The sequence below is a fragment of the Gordonia otitidis genome (genome assembly GCF_020735545.1).
Taxonomy (GTDB): Bacteria; Actinomycetota; Actinomycetes; order Mycobacteriales; family Mycobacteriaceae; genus Gordonia; species Gordonia otitidis.
The window spans coordinates 107,489-126,999 of the sequence record NZ_CP085974.1; the positions used below are offsets into that span (position 1 = coordinate 107,489).

Below are 19,511 nucleotides of genomic sequence, written 5' to 3' on the forward strand. Positions count from 1 at the left end.
GAAATTAACGCGAACAATTGAGTGAGCAGCTTCTGGTGCGACACTTCCGAGCGAGGGCCACCACCACCCGATGCACACCCAGGTGATCCGACCTCGCGTCCATCACCACCGAACACGACCACCGATACGAGAAAGCAGCGTTACCAATGTCTTTCGCACGATTCCGTGCACAGCTCCACAACTCCTCCGATCGCCGTAGGCTCTACGCCCGGATCCAGCGCGTCAGCGCCGCATCTCAGCGCGACGAACTTCTGATCATGGCGCAGCGGGCCGAAGAGCGCACGCACTGAAATCCGGCTGCACCGGCGAGCCCGGTCGCTTGAGTCCGATCCCAGCGCCGAGGCTTTTGGTCACGTCTGACAGGTCGGGCACCAGAACAGGTTTCGACCGTCGAGTTCACCGTGTGCGATCGGAGTTCCGCAGATTCTGCACTTCTCACCGGCCCGCCGGTACACGTAGGTGCGCGGGCGGTCCGTGGCATACGAGGGCGCACCGTGATCGTCCTCGGCACGCACCACGTGTATTCGTCCGCGTCTGACGCCGATCCTCATCAACGCGACCAGATCGGCCCACAGCGCGTCGAACTCGTCGGCGGTGATGGAGGTCCCCGGCCGCATGGGATCGATTCCGTTGCGGAACAGCACTTCTGCGCGGTAGACGTTTCCCACGCCAGCGATGACCTTCTGATCCATGAGCAGTGCGCCGATCGGTCGACGCGACCGCGTGATCGCCTCGTACGCGCGCGCCGGGTCGGCATCGGGTCGCAACGGGTCGGGACCGAGCCGGGCGACGAGCGCCTCCAGATCGGCGGGCGAGTACAACTCGCAGGCGGTAGGACCACGAAGGTCGACGCCGACCTTCTCCCCGACGATTCTCATCCGCACCTGGCCGACGGGCTCGCCCATCGGAACAGGCAGCTCGGTGAAGGAACCGTAGAGCCCGAGGTGCACGTGCAGCAGTTGCTCACGTCGTCCGTCGCGATAGCGCTGGACGAGGTGTTTTCCCCATGCCTGGGCGTCGTCGAACACCATGCCGTCGACGACGGCGGCTCCTTCTGCGAAGCGTCCCTGAGGTGAACTCACCGCAACGCGTAGACCGTCGAACAGCTTTCGTTGGCGCCGCGCGATGCGGTGCAGCGTATGACCTTCGGGCACAGGCTCTGAACGACCGGCGAGGAGCAGGCGTTCTCAGCGATCAGGACTCGGGCAGCGCAGGTGCGACGCCCGTCTCCTCGTACTCGGTGAGGATGTCGATGCGCCGCTGATGCCGCGGCTCCTGCGAGAACGGCGTGTTGACGAAGGCGTCGACGATGGCCAATGCCTCTTCGGTCGTGTGCATACGGCCACCGATGCCGATGAGCTGTGCGTTGTTGTGCTGGCGCGCGAGCTGGGCGATCTCGACATTCCACGCGAGTGCGCATCGTGCGCCCTTGACCTTGTTCGCCGCGATCTGCTCGCCGTTGCCGCTGCCGCCGAGCACGATGCCGAGGCTGCCGGGATCGTCGACGGTCTTCTGGGCCGTTGCGATACAGAATGCCGGGTAATCGTCTTGCGCGTCGTAGACATGGGCTCCGGAGTCGATCACTTCGTGCCCGTTCGCCTGCAGGTGCTCGGAGATCTTGGCCTTGAGTTCGAATCCGGCATGGTCGCCACCGACGTATACGCGCATAGCGACCACTATAGATTGAACGCCGTGGACGATTCATCGCCTATTCCCAATGTTCCCGGACTCGCCGACCCGGAGCCGACGGAAAGCCGCTACGACCCCAACCGCCGCTGGCTCACGCCGGCGAAGTACGCAGGCACACCACGACTGCATCCGTGGGAGATCCCGACGCTCGTCGTACTGATCCTCATCTCCGCCCTCGGCTACGGGGCGGTGTTGGTCCTCGTCATGCTCGGCGTCTTCAACCAGTTCGCGCTTCTGGCCCTCGCGCTCCCGTTGCTGCTGTTCCTCATCCGCGGCATCACCTACGCCACTCCCCGCGTGAACGGAGTCCAGATGACTCCGACGCAGTTCGTCGAGGGGTATCGGATGGTCGTGGAAGCGGCAGCACGCTACGGACTCGAGTACGTCCCGGACGCCTACGTGGTGCTGGGAAACGGCCAGATCAACGCTTTCGCATCCGGCCACGGCTTCAGGCGGTATGTGGTCATCTACTCCGATCTGTTCGAGATCGGAGGTCGCGCACGCGACCCGGAAGCATTGCGCTTCATCATCGGACACGAGGTCGGCCACATCGCCGCAGGCCACACCTCATACTGGCGCCAGCTCGCGACGAGTATCGGCATGCAGGTGCCGATACTCGGGTCACTGCTGTCGCGGGCACAGGAGTACTCCGCCGACAACTTCGGGTACTACACGCAGCCGGCAGGTGCGCCCAGGGCGATGGGCGTGCTCTCTGCGGGCAAGTACATGCTGCGTGCCGTCGACTTCGATCAATTGGCCGACCGCGCAACCCACGAGAAAGGCTTCTTCGTCTTCCTGGTGAACCTGCTCGCTTCGCACCCGGTTCTCACATGGCGCGCGGCGGCGCTGCGTGACCGTACTCGCGCGGGAGCCATACTGTTCCGCCCGAAGACCATCGTCCGGGGCGTCGGCAGTGGCAACGCGATTCCGGTCACACCGCCGCCACACCCTGCCCTCGTCGCCGAGGGATCGTTGCCGAATGGTTTGGAGACGCCACCCAGACTGTGACCGCTGCCGGGCCGCATCGGCCCGGTTGCGCGGGCGAGCTCAGTCGAACTGCGGGTCCTCGTCTCGACTCCGCTTGAGTTCGAAGAAGTGCGGATACGACGCGAGCGCGACCGCTCCATCCCACACCGTTCCGGCGGTCTCACCGCGCGGAATCCGTGACAGCACCGGGCCGAAGAACGCGACCCCGTTGACGTGGATGGTCGGCGTGCCGACATCGTCACCGACCTTGTCCATACCCTCGTGGTGGCTGGTGCGAATCCACTCGTCGTACTCGGTCGAGTCGGCGGCCTTGGCCAGTTCGGGATCGAGACCGAGCTCGTCGAGCGACTCCCGGATGACCACGTCGAAATCCTTGTTGCCCTGGTTGTGGATTCGGGTCCCCATGGCCGTGTACAGCGGCGCGAGGATGTCGTCGCCCTTCGCCGCGACGGCTGCCGCGATCACGCGGACCGGACGCCACGCGTTCTTGAGCCCCTCGCGGTAGTCGTCGGAGATGTCCTTACCCTCGTTCAGCACGGCAAGACTCATGAGATGGAAGTGCACGTCGATGTCGCGGACCTGCTCGGTCTCGAGGATCCACCGGGAGGTGATCCAACACCACGGGCACAGGGGGTCGAACCAGAAATCAACACGATCCTTCTGCGACATCCGCACATTCCCTTCGAGTCATCACGTCATGAGCACTGCTCGACGCGTCGGTTGGGTGACGTGTCTTCCAACCGTTGACGGTCCACATCGATTCCACGCCGACGTTACGCGGCTAAGCTGGCGATTGTGACTGCCCCGAACCTCACCCGCGACCAGGCGCGCGAGCGCGCCACCACCATCGACGTATCCCATTACGACGTGGAACTCGATCTCACCGACGGTAACGGCAAGCCCGGAGAGAAGACGTTCCGGTCGACGAGCACCGTCACATTCACCGCGACCCCCGGTTCGCAGACCTTCATCGATCTGGTCGCCCCGACACTCCGCTCGGTGACCCTGAACGGAAAAGCGCTCGAGGTGAGCGACTTCGACGAATCGGTGGGCATCCCGCTTCCCGATCTCGCCGCCGACAACGAACTGGTCGTCGTCGCCGACTGCGCCTATTCACACACCGGCGAGGGTCTGCATCGCTTCGTCGACCCCACCGACGACTCCGTGTACCTGTACTCACAGTTCGAAACCGCCGACGCCAAGCGGATGTTCGCCTGCTTCGACCAGCCCGACCTCAAGGCGACGTACACGATCACCGTGACCGCTCCGGACGACTGGAAGGTCATCTCGAACGCACCAACCGAGTCCGTCGACGGCGGAGTGCACCGTTTCGCCGAAACCCCTGTCATGAGTACCTATCTCGTTGCACTCATCGCGGGGCCGTATGCGGAATGGACGGACACCTACACCGACGAGCACGGGTCCATCCCACTCGGGATCTATTGCAGGGCGTCGCTGGCGGAATACATGGACGCTGAGCGCCTGTTCACCGAGACCAAACAGGGATTCGCGTTCTACCACAAGAACTTCGGCATCCCGTACGCGTTCGGAAAGTACGACCAGCTCTTCGTTCCCGAGTTCAACGCCGGTGCCATGGAGAACGCGGGCGCCGTCACGTTCCTCGAGGACTACGTGTTCCGGTCACGCGTGACGAACTACAACTACGAGCGACGTGCCGAGACCGTGCTACACGAGATGGCCCACATGTGGTTCGGCGACCTTGTCACCATGAAGTGGTGGGACGACCTGTGGCTCAACGAGTCGTTCGCCACCTTCGCCTCGGTGCTGTGTCAGTCGGAGGCCACCGAGTACACGAGCGCATGGACGACGTTCGCCAACGTCGAGAAGTCGTGGGCCTACCGCCAGGATCAGCTGCCCTCGACGCATCCCGTGGCCGCCGACATCCCCGACATCGCCGCGGTCGAGGTCAACTTCGACGGCATCACGTACGCCAAGGGCGCATCCGTACTCAAGCAGTTGGTTGCCTACGTCGGTGTCGACGACTTCCTCGCCGGCCTGCGCGATTACTTCACCGCGCACAAGTTCTCCAACGCGACGTTCTCGGACCTGCTTGCCGCACTGGAGAAGTCATCGGGACGCGACCTCTCCGACTGGGGTAGCCAGTGGCTCAAGACCACCGGCATCAACGTCATCCGCCCCGACTTCGACGTCGACGACTCGGGCGCGTTCACGCGTTTCGCCATCGTCCAGGACGGCGCGGCGCCCGGCGCGGGCGAGACGCGCGTGCACCGCATGCGCGTCGGCATCTACGACGACACCACGCAGGGAAAGCTCGAACGCGTGCAGAGCGTCGAACTCGACGTCGAGGGGTCGGTCACCGAGGTGCCTGATCTCGTGGGCGTTCCGCGCGGCAAGCTGATCCTGCTCAACGACGACGATCTGACCTACGCCTCCGTGCGTCTCGATCCCGAGTCACTCGCGACGGCAACCGCGCGTATCGGCGACATCACCGACTCGATGCCGCGCACACTGGTGTGGTCGGCGGCGTGGGAGATGACCCGGCAGGCGGAGATGAAAGCCCGTGATTTCGTCGCGCTCGTCGAGCACGGCATCGCCGCCGAGACCGAAATCGGTGTCGTGCAGCGAGTACTGCTCCAGGCCACGACCGCGATCGAGTCCTACGCCGATCCGGGGTGGGCGCAGACCGTCGGATGGCCCGGGTTCAGCTCGCGCCTCCTCGAACTCGCCCGCGCTGCCGAGTCGGGGTCCGATCATCAGCTCGCGTTCGTGAACACGCTGCTCTCGGGCAGGCTGTTCGACGAACAGATCGCGGTGGTGCGGGCGCTCCTCGACGGCGACGACCCGGCCGAGCACGGTCTTGCCGGGCTGACCGTCGACGCGGACCTGCGCTGGAAGCTCGTACTCGCGCTGGCGACTGCGGGAGCCATCGACGGCGATCCGGCGTCGACTCCTGTGATCGACGCCGAAGCTCAGCGCGACAACACCGCGGCGGGCACACGCCAGGCCGCGACCGCACGTGCAGCCCGCCCGCTCGCCGAAGCGAAGGCAGACGCGTGGTCGGCCTTCGACGACGACACCCTCTCGAACATCTACACCAGAGCGGTCGTGGCGGGGTTCGCTCGGCCCGGCCAGTCGGAGCTGTTGGCGCCCTACGTCGACAAATACTTCGCGGCGGTCCCCGAGGTATGGAAGCGGCGCTCGAGCGAGGTGGCACAGACCGTGGTCAACGGACTGTATCCCTCGTGGGAGATCACGCCCGAGGCGCTCGACAAGGCAGACGCCTTCCTCGCCGAAGACCATCCGACGGCGCTCAAAAGGCTGATCGTCGAGGGCCGCGCGGGCGTCGAACGGTCATTGCGCGCCAGGGTCTTCGACGCCGAGTGACGTCGTTGGATCACCCGGTCCAGACGTAGCGGATCTGGGGGCGGCCCGCCCCGCCGTACTCGGTAACCCTGCGCACCGTGCCGGCGTCGGCGAGCCGCTCCAGGTAGCGCCAAGCGGTGACCCGCGAACTGCCGACCCGTGCAGCGACTTCCGAGGCGGTCAGCCCGCCCGGTGCATCGCGCACCGCTCTGCCGACGGCATCTGTGGTCTCGGGAGCCATGCCCTTCGGCGCACCGCGCCGCGGGTCGGCGGTGCGCAGCGCAGCGAGGGCACGGTCGACGTCTCGCTGGCTCACCGCATCACCGTCGCCGGCGACGGTCTCGCGGTAGCGCAGGTAATGCTCGATCTTCTCAGCGAAAGCGGCGTATGAGAACGGTTTCAACAGGTAGAGCAGCGCACCGTGCGTGAGCGCCCGGCGAACCGTCGGCAGATCGCGAGCCGCTGTGATGGCGATGATGTCCGGGTCGGGCCGCAGACCCGACAGCGCGGACGCGAGTTCGATGCCACTTGCGTCGGGCAGTCCGAGATCGAGCAACACGAGTTCGACAGGCGCACCGCCCGCCGCCGCAGCCATCGCCGCGCGGTGCGCCTCCCGCGCAGTACCGGCCGTCGCCACCACGTCGAAGCCACCGATCCGAGCCAGGTAGTCGCGGTGCGCCTGGATCAGAAGTGGTTCGTCGTCGACGATCATCACGCGGATCACACTTGCCCCCTGCTCGGGATCTCCACGGTGATGACCGACCCGTAGGTGTGTTCGCTTCGCACGGTGCCGCCATGTCGGCTGACCACGTTTGCAACCAGGGCGAGACCGAGTCCTCTGCCCGTGGCGTCGCCGCCGGGCTTCGTCGAGTATCCCCGCCCGCACGCTCTCTCGAATTCGTCGTCGGTCATCCCCGGGCCGCTGTCGGCGACGACGATCAGCAGTGATCCGTCGTCCACGGCAACCGTGACCTCCACCCATGCGTCCGCCGGATCGCAGGCGTCCAACGCGTTGTCGATCAGGTTCCCGACGACGGTGATGGTCTCGTCAGTGGTCAGCGGCGACGTGTCGTCGTCGTCGAGCGCGGACTCCTCCGTGAGGGTCATCGAGATCCCGCGTTCGGCTGCCTGCGCCGACTTCCCGAGTAACAACGCGCTCAGGGTGGGATCGCTGATCATCTCCGAGACACGGTCGACCAATCTCTGTGACACGACAAGATCGGCGGTGGCGAGGGCGGCCGCGCGCTCCGCGTGCCCCGTCTCGATGAGCGCGACCATCGTGTGCAGCCGGTTGGCCGACTCGTGTGCCTGCGACCGGAGCGCTTCGGCGAAGCGTGAGAGCGAATCCAATTCGCCTATCGCGGAGGATAATTCAGTTCTGTCTCGGATCGTGACGACCGCGCTACCCTGCCGCGACGTCACGGGAGCGCGATTGACCACCAGTACCCGGCCCTGATCGACGTAGAGGACGTCCGTGAGGGGTTCTGTGCCGAGTAGGAAGTCGGGCATGTCGTCGAATTCCACGCTCTCGCCAGCCGGGTTGCCCGCCAGCAGTCGTCGCGCTTCGTCGTTGCACAGCACGATCCGGCCGTCGTCGATCACCACGAGCCCTTCCGTGACCGAATGCAGCACGGCGTCGTGGTGGTCGTACATCACCCGTAGTTCTCCCGGCGCCAGACCACCGGTGAGACGCAACAATCGTCGCCGGATCAGCCAGAGACCGCCCAGCGCCGCGACGATGGCCACCAGACCGATCGACGCGATCAACGGCAGTTGCTCCAACCACTCGTCGGTGAGGGTGGCCTGCGTGATCCCCGCGGCAACCATCCCGACGATCACGCCGTTCCCGTTCCGGACCGGAGCGATGGAACGGATCGACGGACCGAGCGTCCCCGTGTAGGTCTCGGTGTAGACCTCACCGCGGAGCGCCTGGCTTGTCGATCCCAGATATCGCTGCCCGATCAGTGAGGGCGTCGTGTGGGTGTAGCGCACGCCGGCGGTGTTCATGATGGTGATGAATGAGACGCCGGTGACAGGTCGGATCTCCTCGGTCACCGGTTGCAGACTCGTGCTCGGGTCAGGAGACTCCAGCGCACGGGCGGTGGAGGGCGCGTCAGCGATGCTCACCGCCACCGATCTCACCTGATCGCGAGCGGCACGTAGTCCATCGAATCGAGCATCCAGTAAAGCGAGCAACGCGGCGGACACCACGATCACCAGGACGACGGCCAATTGCAGCGCCACGGCCTGACCCGCAAGGGTCCGAGGACGCCATCGGAGCATGTAGACACCACCCTTCCAGGATCGCGCGGTACGCGATCGACATCGAGTTCATCACGGTGACCCCATGAACGAAATGAACTCAATGGTGACTCACATCACGAGGTCGTCCAACAATCTTCCACAGCGGGTGCGCGTCAACGTCGACCTGCAGGACAGGAAGGACAGCACGATGAATGTGAGACGACGGTCCCACGACGCCGAGGTCGCGTCGGCGAGCGACGAGACCCTGAACCCAACGCCCAAGAAGCGAGACAAGACGCACTGGCTGTACCTGGCGGTCATCGTCGCCGTGGTCGGCGGCGTTGCGGTCGGACTCATCGCCCCGGGAATCGGCAAGGACCTCGGCGTACTGGGGACCATCTTCGTCAGCCTCATCAAGATGATGATCGCGCCCGTCATCTTCTGCACCATCGTGCTCGGTATCGGGTCGGTCAGAAAGGCCGCGACCGTCGGCAAGGTCGGCGGTCTCGCGTTCGTCTACTTCCTGGTGATGTCGACCATCGCACTCGCTATCGGGCTCGTCGTCGGAAATCTGATCAAACCCGGTGAGGGTCTCAACGTCAGCGCCTCCGCAGGCAAGGGCTCGGAACTGGCCGAGAAGGCCCACGAGTCCGGCGGGATGATGGCATTCATCCAGGGGATCGTTCCCGACTCGCTCCTGTCTGCATTGACGTCGGGCAACGTCTTGCAGGCGCTGTTCGTCGCGCTTCTCGTCGGCTTCGCACTGCAGGCAATGGGTTCGAGCGGTGAGCCGATCCTCGTCGCTGTCGGTTACATCCAGAAGCTCGTGTTCAAGATCCTGAGCATGATTTTGTGGCTGGCACCGATCGGAGCATTCGGCGCGATCGCCAACGTCGTCGGCCAGACGGGGTGGGCGGCGGTCGGACAGCTGTTGATCCTGATGATCGCCTTCTATCTGACGTGCATCGTGTTCGTCTTCGGTGTACTCGGGGCGATCCTGCGGGCGGTCGCGGGCGTCTCCATCTTCCGACTCGTCCGCTATCTGGCTCGCGAATACCTACTCATCTTCGCCACCTCGTCCTCCGAGTCTGCCCTGCCGCGGCTCATCGCCAAGATGGAGCACCTCGGTGTGGAGAAGTCCACCGTCGGCGTCGTCGTTCCGACGGGATACTCCTTCAACCTCGACGGCACCGCCATATACCTGACGATGGCATCGATCTTCATCGCGGACGCCATGGGCGCTCCCCTGTCGATCGGAGCACAGATCAGCCTGCTCGTCTTCATGATCATCGCCTCGAAGGGTGCCGCGGGCGTGAGCGGCGCAGGCCTGGCCACACTGGCCGGCGGCCTACAGGCCCATCAACCGGCGATGCTGAACGGCGTCGGACTCATCGTGGGCATCGACCGTTTCATGTCGGAGGCTCGCGCTGTCACCAACTTCTCAGGCAACGCGGTCGCGACGCTGCTCGTCGGGTCGTGGACAGGGACCGTCGACAAGGATCGGGTCGACGACGTGCTCACGGGTCGCGTCCCGTTCGACGAGAAGGACATGGTGGACGACGGTCTCGGCAAGACGCCCGTCAGAAGCGACGAGGCGCACGACGGACCGACCGCGACCGGGCCGGCGGAGAAGGCACCGTCTACCCGAGACCTGGTTGCCCCTTAGCTGATGCCGGCTGGCTGGTCGCCTATGGGACCAACTGCACACACGAGAATTGGCCCGGGAATTGCTCCCGGGCCATTCTCATGTGCAGTTCGGTTCGTTACGAGTTCAGATCGGTGCGGCGGCGGTCGCCATCACATGCAGTGCGGAGACCAGTCCGTCGATGAGTTCGTTCTGGCGGAAGCTTCCGATTGCCGCGGTCACGCCCAGGTCGGCAACGCGGTCGTTGACGCGATCGGCGACCTCGCTACCCGACACCACGACGACGTCGTGGGTGTTGGGCGACACTGCCAGCAGGGCTCCGTATGCGGGCTCGGGTGCCGACTTGAGCAGCACCTCGCGTGCGTCTGCGACCGGGTCGGGGCCGAGCTCGCCGATGTAGACAGAGAAGCGCACGAGTGCCTTCTCACTGGCAGCCTGCAGCGCGTCGTCGAGTGCGATCAGTTCGTCACGCGAGAACGGCGGAGTCGTCGCGGTCTGGCCCGGAAACCGGGTGGCCGAGACACGCCCGCTGTTCGTGATGACCGTGCCGACCGGAAGCGCGGAGGTCGCGGCGACCTCCGGTGTCCGCTCGGTACCGGTCGACTGCGAAATCTCACCACTTGGCACTGGCCGAGCCTCCATCCACATCGTTGGGTTCCGCGTGACGCGGCAACGCAATCGGTTCCATGTCCGTTGCCGACAGCAGCAGCGGAGCTCGGTCCCACTCTTGGTCGAGCGTGTATTCCTGCTGCTTGGGGTACTTGACGCCGCTTGAGAATGCCATCGACACCACGCACGCCGCAGCGAAGAAAATCACCAGGACCGTGACCGACATTCCGATGTAGACGATCCAGTTGTCCATGAGACCCTTCCGATCGGTAAACCTCTTGCGCACGGCCGGTGAACACGCGCTCGCACATTCACGCCGCACAGGTCGTGTGATCAATTTAGCCCACACCACCGCCCTTCGGGCACCGACCCCTACAGACTGTCGTAGACATTCTGCGGCGCCGATGTTGAGACCACACCCGGCCGTGGGGACAATGGATCCGGTGAGCGGCAACATCCCCGTCGGCGGTCGGCCGGCCAGCACCGAAGTCCACCGGTCGTTCTACGACGAGGTCGGTGGTCACGAGACCTTCGAGAAGCTGACGAGAGTCTTCTACCGCGAGGTCGCCGCCGACGAGATCCTCCGGCCCATGTATCCCGAGGAAGACCTCGGGCCCGCCGAGCGTCGACTCCGAATGTTCCTCGAGCAGTACTGGGGCGGCCCGCGCACGTACTCCGAAGAACGTGGCCACCCGCGACTGCGCATGCGCCATCAGCCCTTCACCATCGGTCCCCTGGCCCGCGACGCCTGGTTGCGCTGCATGCACACCGCCATCGCGTCGATCGACGACGACACACTCGACGCACCGCACAGGCAGGCTCTCGTCGACTACATGGAGATGGCCGCACAGTCGATGGTCAATTCGCCGTTCTGATCCGATCGAGGTCAGTCGGGCACATCGGACACGACGCGCCGACGTCACCTGGTCTTCTACGGGAAAACACAGGTAGGGCAGAATTGTCGCGGTGAGCGACGAGACACCCGACGATGTCAACGAGGCCGCGCTCGGCGCGCAAAAGCAACCCGACAGCGCGCCGGACACCGTCGACGACGCATCCGACACCGTCGACGACGCGCCCGACACCGCCACCGATGAGCCCGGTGTCGTCGAGGTCGACAGCCCGGAAGTCGACACTGTGGAGGCCGACAGCGTGGAGGCCGGCATCGCGGAAGTCGACACCGTGGAGCCCGGCGTCGTCGGGACCGCAGATGACGAGAGCGTGACCTCGGCTGACGGTGTCGCCGGGTTCGCCGCAGCACAACTGGACCCTGCCGACGACACCTGGTGGCGGTCGGCGATCTTCTATCAGATCTATCCTCGGTCGTTCTCCGATCTCAACGGTGACGGCGTCGGCGACCTCGCCGGCGTGATCGACAAACTCGGTTACCTCGAACTCCTCGGCGTCGACGCACTGTGGCTGAGCCCGATCATGCGCTCCCCCATGGCCGACCACGGATACGACGTCTCTGATCCGCGAGACATCGACCCGCTCTTCGGCGACCTGGAGGTGTTCGACGAGTTGATCGAAGAGGCCCATGCACGCGAGATACGCGTGACCATGGATCTCGTTCCCAACCACACCAGCGATCAGCACCAGTGGTTCATCGACGCTCTCGCAGCCGGGCCGGACAGTCCCGAGCGCACGCGCTACATCTTCCGCGACGGTCGTGGCGAGAACGGCAACGAGCCACCCAACAACTGGGTGAGTATCTTCGGCGGGTCCGCCTGGGAGAGGGTCACCGAGGCCGACGGCACTCCCGGCCAGTGGTATCTGCACATCTTCGCGCGTGAGCAGCCCGATCTGAATTGGGAGAACCCCGAGGTCTTCGAGGATCTCGAGAAGACGCTGCGCTTCTGGCTCGATCGCGGCGTCGACGGCTTCCGTATCGACGTCGCGCACGGCATGGCCAAACCCGCAGACCTCCCCGACATGGATGTCGAGGCCGCAGGACTACTCGTCAATCGCGATGACGACCCGCGTTTCAACAACTACGCAGTCCATGACATCCACAGGAAGATCCGCGCGGTCATCGACGAGTACCCCGGCGCCGCGAACGTCGGTGAGATCTGGGTCGACGACAACGAGCGGTTCGCCGAGTATCTCCGCCCCGACGAGTTGCATCTCGGCTTCAACTTCCGCCTCGCCAAGGCACCTTTCGACGCCGACGCCATCCGCGACGCCATCGAGAACTCGCTCGATGCTGTGCACAGCGTCAACGGGACGCCGACGTGGACGTTGTCGAATCACGACGTCGACCGCGAGGTGACGCGCTACGGCCGTGACACACGAGAAGATGACGCCGAGACATCCGACATCGGCGACATCGCACTGGGCACTGCGCGTGCACGAGCCATGGCGCTCGTCGAATTCGCCCTTCCCGGTTCGATTTTCATCTACAACGGCGCAGAGCTCGGGCTACCCAACGCCGATCTCCCCGACGAGGCACTCCAGGACCCGGTGTGGGAGCGCTCGGGTCATACCGAACGCGGGCGCGACGCCTCGCGTGTCCCGCTTCCGTGGGAGGGCACCGAACCGCCGTTCGGCTTCTCGACCAACCCCGACACGTGGCTCCCGATGCCCGAGTCGTGGACGCAGTACACGGTCGAGCGTGAACTCGAGGACGTGAACTCGACCCTCTCGCTGTACCGCACTGCAATCGAGTTACGCAGCGAGAGAACGGAGTTCGCCGGAGATGGCATCGAGTGGTACGGCGCACCCGCGGGGTGTCTGGCGTTCCGCCGTTCGGAGGGACACCTCGTGTGCGCGCTCAACACCACAAGCGAGCCGGTCGGTCTGCCGCCTGGCGAACTCATCGTGACGAGCTCGCCCCTGGTCGATGGCATGCTGGCACCCAACGCCGCGGCCTGGCTCATCTGATCGGCCCCATCTGATCCTGACCATCTGATCGGCGTCGAGCCGGTGCTGTCGGCCGCGATCACACGGTCAGAGCACAGTGACCTCGAGGTCGCGATGCCTGCGCTGATAAACGGCGCCATAGCGGGCATCGATGCGGATCCACGCTGCCGACATCCGCACCCGCACGGGTTCGGTCTCCCCGATCGCGTCGATCGGCGACGTCTCGGTGATCTCGTGTCCGTCGGCATCCCGGACGAAGCCCATCGCGGTGAGCGCGAACAGCGATCGCAGCGATACCGTCGCCGTCAGCGTTCCGTCTCCGGAGGAGACGTCGAGGACGCCCTGATCGAGGAGGCCGGTCGCGGGGCCGAAGTTGCTTCCCTCGTCGCGTGCGAGGCGAGCGCCCTCGCGGGTCAGCTCGACCACGGTGCGTGCGGGGACGTCGTCGAGGTGGCGATAACCGGTACGGATCGGGAGGGCACCGCGCCACGCAGAATCCAGTGACATCCCGGGATCGACCGGTTCGCCCGGCCGCCCCTCCGCGAGCCGGCTGGCCAAGGTCGCGGCATCGGCGACGAGATCGGCCGGCGCGACACTCCCGAAGATCGAGCGGGTGACGAGGACGTCGAATCCGGTGTGCGCCCACAGGGCGAGTAGGCCGTCCGAGCGCTCGACCACCCGGATCACCGCCGCGTCGTCGAGTCGCATGGCCCGCGAGACGAAAGCCGTGGCGTCGGTCCGGTCGCCGGGTCCCGCGGCGATGACGAAGCGTTCGGGTAGTGCCGTCACGCGTCGACGCTCGGGGTTCGGCGGAAACTCTCGAGATACTCACGTTCTCCTGTGGTGAGCCGTCGCAGTCGCTGTGCGTCGACATCGAACGCGACGAGTTGCGTTGTCGCCGTGACCGCGGGCCTGTCGCTGGGCGACGCGGCATCGGGACGCACCTCGTACCCGACGACGAAGTCGACCGCGCGCACTTTCTCGACGAACATGGTGACCGCGATCGGTCCCTCGTCGTGGCGCACCTGTTGGCGGTACTTCACGTGCAGGTCGGCCACGACGCACCCCGTGCGCAGGTGCGCGGTCGGCCGTTCGTCGTAGAACAGCCAGGGAATGCGCGCTTCCTCGAGCAGGGTCACCATGCGCGCATGGTTGATGTGTGCGAACACGTCCATGTCAGACCACCGGACGGGAACCTTGACCACGTATCCGTCGTCGGTCCTGATTCCTTCGTCCTCGTAGAGCACGACATTCCTTTCGTCTTCGGGCGTCGATCTTCGTGCTGGTCTGAGATTCGCTACCTGATGAGGCTGCGGAGTTGTCGGGCGGCAACCGACAGTGTGGCGAGGTCGAGGTCGGGGCCGTGCTCGATGTCGGAGAGCATGGTTCGCACCCGCGCCAACCGTGACGAATGCGACGACTCCCACTCGGAGATCTTCTCGCCCGCGGCTTCGTCGGGTTCGCTGCTCTGCAGGATCGTGAGCGTGAGAGCACGGAGCGCTCCGTGCATGTCATCACGAAGAGCCAAGCGCGCCAACGCATGCCAGCGGTCGCCGTATTCGAGTGTCGACACGGCGGTGAGTAGTTCCTCCAGGCCGAAGTGCTCCATGATCGCGAAGTACAGCTCGCCGACCTCCACGGGATCCCGATCGGCGATCTCGGCGGTATCGACGATGTCGAGCAGGCAGAACCGATGAAGACTGATCGCGACATCGTGAGCGAGATCGGTCTCGACACCGAGCTCACGGTAGTGCGCCACACGGTGCTCGACGTCGGCAGCCGATTGCGGCCCGAACCAACTGTCGATCAGAGCGGTCAGGTCTGCCACCTGTTGGCCGTATCGGGTGACCTCTGCGGCCATCGCCAGGGGTTGCGGGCGGAAGGCGAGCAACCACCGCGACGCCCGGAACAGCAGGCGCCGCGCATACAGCATCATCTCGTCGATGGCCTCCACCGGAGCATCGGCGTGCACGATACGCGCGAACAGCTCCGAGAGACCGAAGACACGGTCGGCGACGACGTAGGCGCGCACCGCCTCCTCGGTCGTGGCACCGGTCGATTCACCCAGCCGGAACAGGTGTGTGATGCCCGCACGGTCGACCACTTCGTTGACGAGGACCGTGGTGACGATCTCGCGGTGCAGACGGTGGGCGTGGATGCCGTCGGCGAACCGTTCACGAAGCGGGACCGGGAAGTAGTCCGCCAGAAGGCCTTCGAACACATCGTTCTCCGGCAGATCCCCGCCGAGGAGGTCCTCCTTCGCGATGAGTTTCACATGGGACATCAGTGTCGCCAGCTCGGGCGAGGTGAGCCCGCGGTGCACGTCGGAGTGCAGACGCTTGATCAGCTCCTGCGGTGTCGGTAGTGCTTCGAGTTTCAGATCCACGCCGCGCGCGGCGATCTCGTGCAGGAGACGAGCGTGGACGTCGACCCGGTCGAGCGAATAGGCGCGGCAGAACCCCAGTTCGGAGTTCTGCGACACGTTGTCCGCCAGCACGAGGTCGCCGACCTCGTCCGTCATCGACTCCAGGAGCGGATCGCGGTCGGCGTGCTCGAGTTGGCCCGCAGAGACCGCGGCATCGAGCAGGATCTTGATGTTGACCTCGTGGTCGGAACAGTCGACGCCGGCCGAGTTGTCCATCGCATCGGTGTTGATCCGACCTCCGGCCAGATCGAATTCGATCCGCCCCCGCTCGGTGACACCGAGGTTGCCACCTTCTCCGACGACCTTGGCGCGCAATTGATCTCCGTCGACGCGGATCGCATCGTTTGCCTTGTCGCCCACCTGGGCATCGGACTCCGACGACGACTTGATGTACGTACCGATGCCGCCGTTCCACAGCAGGTCGACCGGGGCCAGGAGGATCGCGTGGATCAGTTCGGGCGGCGACAATGCATCGACCTCGGCACCGAGCCCGAGGGCTGTGCGCATCTGAGCGCTGACCGGGATCGACTTCGTCTCGCGCGACCAGACACCGCCCCCCTCACTGATCAGCGAGGTGTCGTAGTCCGCCCACGATGAACGCGGCAACGAGAAGAGCCGTGCGCGTTCGGCATACGACGACGCAGCGTCGGGATTCGGATCGACGAACACGTGCCGGTGATCGAACGCCGCGACCAGTCGGATGTGCTCGGACAAGAGCATGCCGTTGCCGAAGACATCGCCACTCATGTCTCCGATGCCCGCCACGGTGAAGTCCTGCGACTGGGTGTCGAGACCCATCTCACGGAAGTGCCGCTTGACCGACTCCCACGCACCCCGCGCCGTGATACCCATCGCCTTGTGGTCGTAACCTGCGGACCCACCGGAGGCGAACGCATCGCCGAGCCAGAAGTCGTACCGGGCGGCGACGTCGTTGGCGATGTCGGAGAACGTGGCCGTTCCCTTGTCCGCCGCGACGACGAGATAGGAGTCGTCTCCGTCACGACGGATCACCGAGCGCGCGGGGATGACAGTGCCGGTCTGACGGTCGAGGTTGTCGGTGACGTCGAGCAGGCCGGAGATGAAATCCCGATAGCGCGCAACGCCTTCGGCGCGCGTGGCGTCGCGATCGGCGGCGGCATCGCCGGTCGCCGCGGGCGGACGCTTCACGACGAAACCACCCTTCGCGCCCACGGGCACGATCACGGCGTTCTTCACGGCCTGGGCCTTCACCAAGCCGAGGATCTCCGTGCGGAAATCCTCACGTCGATCCGACCACCGCAGGCCGCCACGCGCCACCGCCCCGAAACGCAGGTGGACTCCTTCGACGCGCGGTGAGTACACGAAGATCTCGTGCAGTGGGCGCGGCTCGGGAGTCTGCGGGATCTCCCTGGGCCGCACCTTGAACGACATGACCGGCCGCTCGGAGTCGTCGTCTCGGACATAGAAGTTGGTACGCGAGGTGGCGCGGATGACCGCCGAGAACGCCGAGACGATGCGGTCGGCCTCGAGACCGAGGACCTTGCCGATGTCCTGACCCAGCCGAGCCACTGCGTTCTCGCGCTGTAGCTCGTCGGCGCGCGCCGGATCGAAGGACGTCTCGAACAAGGTGACCAGACCCCGTGTGACGGCGCGGTGTTCGCCGAGTGTCCTGGCAACGAGTGTGTTGCTGTACGAGAACCCGCACTGTCGCAGATATCGCCCGTACGCGCGGAGCATTGCCGCGTAACGCCAGTCGAGACCACACCGGATGACCAACTCGTTGTACGCGTCGATCTCGGCGCGCTGCCGCCAGATCTCGACGAACGCGTCGGTGAACCGGTCGGCGAGATCCGACGTCGACTCGGAATCGACGGACATCCCGTCGGCGAGCGTGACGCTGAACTCGTAGACGTGACAGACCTGGCCGTCCGGACGGACCAGACGGTAAGGGTGTTCGTCGACGACGTCGAGACCGAGGCTGTGCAGCACCGGAAGTACATCGGTGAGCGTCGCCGCCTCGCCGCACAGATATAGCGTGAAGTTCCAGAGTGCACCGGGTTCGGTGTCTGTAGGCCCGAGCGCGACGGTGAGGTCACCTGCGCCGAGGTCGGCGACGCGGATCAGGTCGGCAACGGCCGCGGCGGGCGCGCGCTGGTCCTTGTACTCGTCGGGCAACGCGGGAAGCAATCGCAGAAGTGCGTCGACTCCGCCCTCGGGGAGCCGAGTCGACCCGGCGTCGAGTCCACCTGCGGCCTCGCGGAATCGTTCATCCCAGGTGCGGATCGCGCTCGAGAGTGCACTCTGGATATCGCGCTGCTCCGTCGTCCCGAAGTCGAACGTTCCCAGCCCAGCCGCCTCGTCCCGGTCGACGCGCACCATGACCTGGAGTAGGGCGAGCGGCATCTCGCTGACACGCGCCGAGTACTCGAGCGCGGTGCCGTGCAACTTCTCGGACACGACGCTCTGCAGTGCCAGTCGGTTCTGCGTGTTGTAGCGGTCACGCGGCAGATAGATCAGAGCGGTGGCGGTGCTGCCCTGCGGATTGACGCGGACGAAAGCGCGAAGCGTCCGCGTGGCGGCGGCGTCGAGCATCTCCGCGATCCGTTTGCTCAACTCAGCGTCGGACGAGGCGAACATCTCCACAAGTGGATAGTTCTGCAGCAGTTCGATCATCGACTGCCCGGCGAACGAATCCTCCTCGACGCCGGCGCGACGGATCACTTCGTGCACCTTGCCGCGCAGCACCGGGACGTCGAGGATCGTCTGATGCAGGCCCGACGACGTGAATGTGCCCAGGAACCGGTGCTCTCCCACGTGGGCACCCGAGGCGTCGAACTCCGGCACCTGGATCAGGATCGGATAATTGGATCGCTGCACGCCGGTTTCGAGATAGACCCGCGACACCCGCGGCAGCAGCGGCGGATCGGTGAGCACGGGGAACCCGTTGGCCAGCGAGCCGGCTCGCCACAGGCCGCGCCCCTGCGTCGTCTGCCTGTCAATGCTGACCCTGCAGTAGCCGAGCGGCACGAAATGGTTGCCGGCGAACCAGTCGAGCAACCGCGAGTACTCGTAGCGATCGACGGCCGCGATTCCCGACTGTGTCGTGGTCGGTGCAACGGCGCAGTCGGCGCCACACGATGAGAGGCGTCCGCGCATGTCGAGGGCATCTCGGTCGACGTCGCCGACGCGCGCGATGACATCGACCAGTGCACTGCGCAGGGCGTCGACGTCGACGTCGCCTCTGCTGGACACCGCAACCACGTAGATCCACGACTCGGTGCTGCGGTCAGGTCCCGCGCCGATCTCGGTGAGCGTGCCGGAGTCGTCGCGCGAGACCGACATGACCGGATGGTCGATACGACTGACGGTGAGCCCATGCGCCTCGACGACGGTCAACACCGCTTCGACGAGCAGCGGCATGTCGTCGTTGACGACGACGATCTCGGTGCCCGCCGCCCCGGCGCTGACGTCGACGAGGCACTGTCCCGGTGCGCGTGTGCTCGCCAACCCGACGTGCCGACGCACACGCTCGAGATCGGCCTCGTCGATTCCGGGGAAGGCCCCGGGGTCGACGGCGGAACCGGTCCCCGTCGCGGCCGTCTGGGCGTGTGCATTGCCAGGAGAATTGCTTGCGTTCAGATAGCAACCCACCGCTGCAGGCAGCAGAGCACTCACTTGAGACACCGCACTCACCTTCTCTTGAGGAGGCCGGGGCCGACCTCCATGACA

Annotated in this window: 16 protein-coding genes; 6 read left to right on the forward strand and 10 right to left on the reverse strand. The window is 65.4% G+C overall.

Annotated features, from left to right (window positions below):
* The first annotated feature begins 146 nt into the window (after nucleotides 1-146).
* A complete protein-coding gene (locus LK459_RS00525; protein WP_227921145.1) occupies nucleotides 147-290 on the forward strand; it encodes a hypothetical protein in 144 nt (47 codons plus the stop codon).
* Between the two features lie 60 nt (nucleotides 291-350).
* Here the strand turns inward: LK459_RS00525 and LK459_RS00530 are convergent, their stop codons facing one another.
* Complete coding sequence (locus LK459_RS00530; protein WP_227921146.1) at nucleotides 351-1,154, reverse strand: Fpg/Nei family DNA glycosylase; 804 nt, start codon at nucleotides 1,152-1,154, stop codon at nucleotides 351-353.
* A 40-nt stretch (nucleotides 1,155-1,194) separates the two neighbouring features.
* Nucleotides 1,195-1,668 carry a ribose-5-phosphate isomerase gene (locus tag LK459_RS00535; RefSeq protein ID WP_227921147.1) on the reverse strand — a complete coding sequence of 158 codons (474 nt, stop codon included), beginning with the start codon at nucleotides 1,666-1,668 and terminating at the stop codon, nucleotides 1,195-1,197.
* Here LK459_RS00535 and LK459_RS00540 point away from each other — a divergent pair.
* Nucleotides 1,642-2,697 (forward strand): M48 family metallopeptidase, encoded by a 1,056-nt coding sequence (locus LK459_RS00540; RefSeq protein ID WP_007240588.1) that lies wholly within the window; start codon nucleotides 1,642-1,644, stop codon nucleotides 2,695-2,697. The genes LK459_RS00535 and LK459_RS00540 overlap by 27 nt on opposite strands.
* Before the next feature lie 39 nt (nucleotides 2,698-2,736).
* Here the strand turns inward: LK459_RS00540 and LK459_RS00545 are convergent, their stop codons facing one another.
* Complete coding sequence (locus LK459_RS00545; protein ID WP_227921148.1) at nucleotides 2,737-3,345, reverse strand: mycothiol-dependent nitroreductase Rv2466c family protein; 609 nt, start codon at nucleotides 3,343-3,345, stop codon at nucleotides 2,737-2,739.
* A gap of 126 nt (nucleotides 3,346-3,471) precedes the next feature.
* Here LK459_RS00545 and pepN point away from each other — a divergent pair, with 126 nt between their 5' ends.
* On the forward strand, nucleotides 3,472-6,042 hold the full coding sequence (gene pepN, locus LK459_RS00550; RefSeq protein WP_227921149.1) for an aminopeptidase N: 2,571 nt from the start codon (nucleotides 3,472-3,474) through the stop codon (nucleotides 6,040-6,042).
* Between the two features lie 10 nt (nucleotides 6,043-6,052).
* On the opposite strand, the gene LK459_RS00555 is transcribed toward pepN, so the two are convergent.
* Both LK459_RS00555 and LK459_RS00560 read right to left on the reverse strand, forming a co-directional pair.
* Nucleotides 6,053-6,745: a response regulator gene (locus LK459_RS00555; protein WP_227921150.1), complete on the reverse strand. Its 693-nt coding sequence runs from the start codon at nucleotides 6,743-6,745 to the stop codon at nucleotides 6,053-6,055.
* Complete coding sequence (locus LK459_RS00560) at nucleotides 6,742-8,304, reverse strand: sensor histidine kinase (RefSeq protein WP_227921151.1); 1,563 nt, start codon at nucleotides 8,302-8,304, stop codon at nucleotides 6,742-6,744. The genes LK459_RS00555 and LK459_RS00560 overlap by 4 nt, the downstream gene beginning before the upstream one ends.
* Nucleotides 8,305-8,473: 169 nt before the next feature.
* On the opposite strand from LK459_RS00560, the gene LK459_RS00565 reads away from it, so the two are divergent.
* Complete coding sequence (locus LK459_RS00565; RefSeq protein ID WP_227924013.1) at nucleotides 8,474-9,931, forward strand: cation:dicarboxylate symporter family transporter; 1,458 nt, start codon at nucleotides 8,474-8,476, stop codon at nucleotides 9,929-9,931.
* 105 nt (nucleotides 9,932-10,036) lie between these two features.
* On the opposite strand, the gene LK459_RS00570 is transcribed toward LK459_RS00565, so the two are convergent.
* On the reverse strand, nucleotides 10,037-10,537 hold the full coding sequence (locus tag LK459_RS00570; RefSeq protein WP_007240582.1) for a DUF5130 domain-containing protein: 501 nt from the start codon (nucleotides 10,535-10,537) through the stop codon (nucleotides 10,037-10,039).
* The gene (gene ctaJ, locus LK459_RS00575) at nucleotides 10,524-10,772 is read right to left on the reverse strand and encodes an aa3-type cytochrome oxidase subunit CtaJ (protein ID WP_227921156.1); all 249 of its coding nucleotides are present in this window, start codon (nucleotides 10,770-10,772) and stop codon (nucleotides 10,524-10,526) included. Before ctaJ ends, LK459_RS00570 begins: the two co-directional genes overlap by 14 nt.
* 181 nt (nucleotides 10,773-10,953) lie before the next feature.
* Here ctaJ and LK459_RS00580 point away from each other — a divergent pair, with 181 nt between their 5' ends.
* Both LK459_RS00580 and LK459_RS00585 read left to right on the forward strand, forming a co-directional pair.
* A complete protein-coding gene (locus tag LK459_RS00580) occupies nucleotides 10,954-11,394 on the forward strand; it encodes a globin (RefSeq protein ID WP_227921158.1) in 441 nt (146 codons plus the stop codon).
* A 346-nt stretch (nucleotides 11,395-11,740) separates the two neighbouring features.
* Nucleotides 11,741-13,399, forward strand: coding sequence for a glycoside hydrolase family 13 protein (locus LK459_RS00585; protein ID WP_227924016.1), 1,659 nt, complete (start codon nucleotides 11,741-11,743; stop codon nucleotides 13,397-13,399).
* 66 nt (nucleotides 13,400-13,465) lie between these two features.
* Here LK459_RS00585 and LK459_RS00590 read toward each other — a convergent pair whose 3' ends face one another.
* The 3 genes from LK459_RS00590 to LK459_RS00600 are packed head-to-tail and all read right to left on the reverse strand — an operon-like array spanning nucleotide 13,466 to nucleotide 19,475.
* Complete coding sequence (locus LK459_RS00590; RefSeq protein WP_007240578.1) at nucleotides 13,466-14,167, reverse strand: hypothetical protein; 702 nt, start codon at nucleotides 14,165-14,167, stop codon at nucleotides 13,466-13,468.
* Entirely contained in the window at nucleotides 14,164-14,625 is a 462-nt protein-coding gene (locus tag LK459_RS00595; protein ID WP_227921160.1) for an acyl-CoA thioesterase, read from the reverse strand. The genes LK459_RS00590 and LK459_RS00595 overlap by 4 nt, the downstream gene beginning before the upstream one ends.
* Nucleotides 14,626-14,675: 50 nt before the next feature.
* The gene (locus tag LK459_RS00600) at nucleotides 14,676-19,475 is read right to left on the reverse strand and encodes an NAD-glutamate dehydrogenase (RefSeq protein ID WP_227921162.1); all 4,800 of its coding nucleotides are present in this window, start codon (nucleotides 19,473-19,475) and stop codon (nucleotides 14,676-14,678) included.
* Between the last annotated feature and the right edge of the window lie 36 nt (nucleotides 19,476-19,511).

Excerpts from the sequence above, each read along its gene's own strand:
- LK459_RS00580 (WP_227921158.1), top strand. The coding sequence starts at position 10,954 with ATGGATCCGGTGAGCGGCAACATCCCCGTCGGCGGTCGGCCGGCCAGC.
- LK459_RS00525 (WP_227921145.1), top strand. The coding sequence starts at position 147 with ATGTCTTTCGCACGATTCCGTGCACAGCTCCACAACTCCTCCGATCGC.
- LK459_RS00560 (WP_227921151.1), bottom strand. The coding sequence starts at position 8,304 with ATGCTCCGATGGCGTCCTCGGACCCTTGCGGGTCAGGCCGTGGCGCTG.
- LK459_RS00545 (WP_227921148.1), bottom strand. The coding sequence starts at position 3,345 with ATGTCGCAGAAGGATCGTGTTGATTTCTGGTTCGACCCCCTGTGCCCG.
- ctaJ (WP_227921156.1), bottom strand. The coding sequence starts at position 10,772 with ATGGACAACTGGATCGTCTACATCGGAATGTCGGTCACGGTCCTGGTG.
- LK459_RS00535 (WP_227921147.1), bottom strand. The coding sequence starts at position 1,668 with ATGCGCGTATACGTCGGTGGCGACCATGCCGGATTCGAACTCAAGGCC.
- LK459_RS00565 (WP_227924013.1), top strand. The coding sequence starts at position 8,474 with ATGAATGTGAGACGACGGTCCCACGACGCCGAGGTCGCGTCGGCGAGC.
- LK459_RS00540 (WP_007240588.1), top strand. The coding sequence starts at position 1,642 with ATGGTCGCCACCGACGTATACGCGCATAGCGACCACTATAGATTGAAC.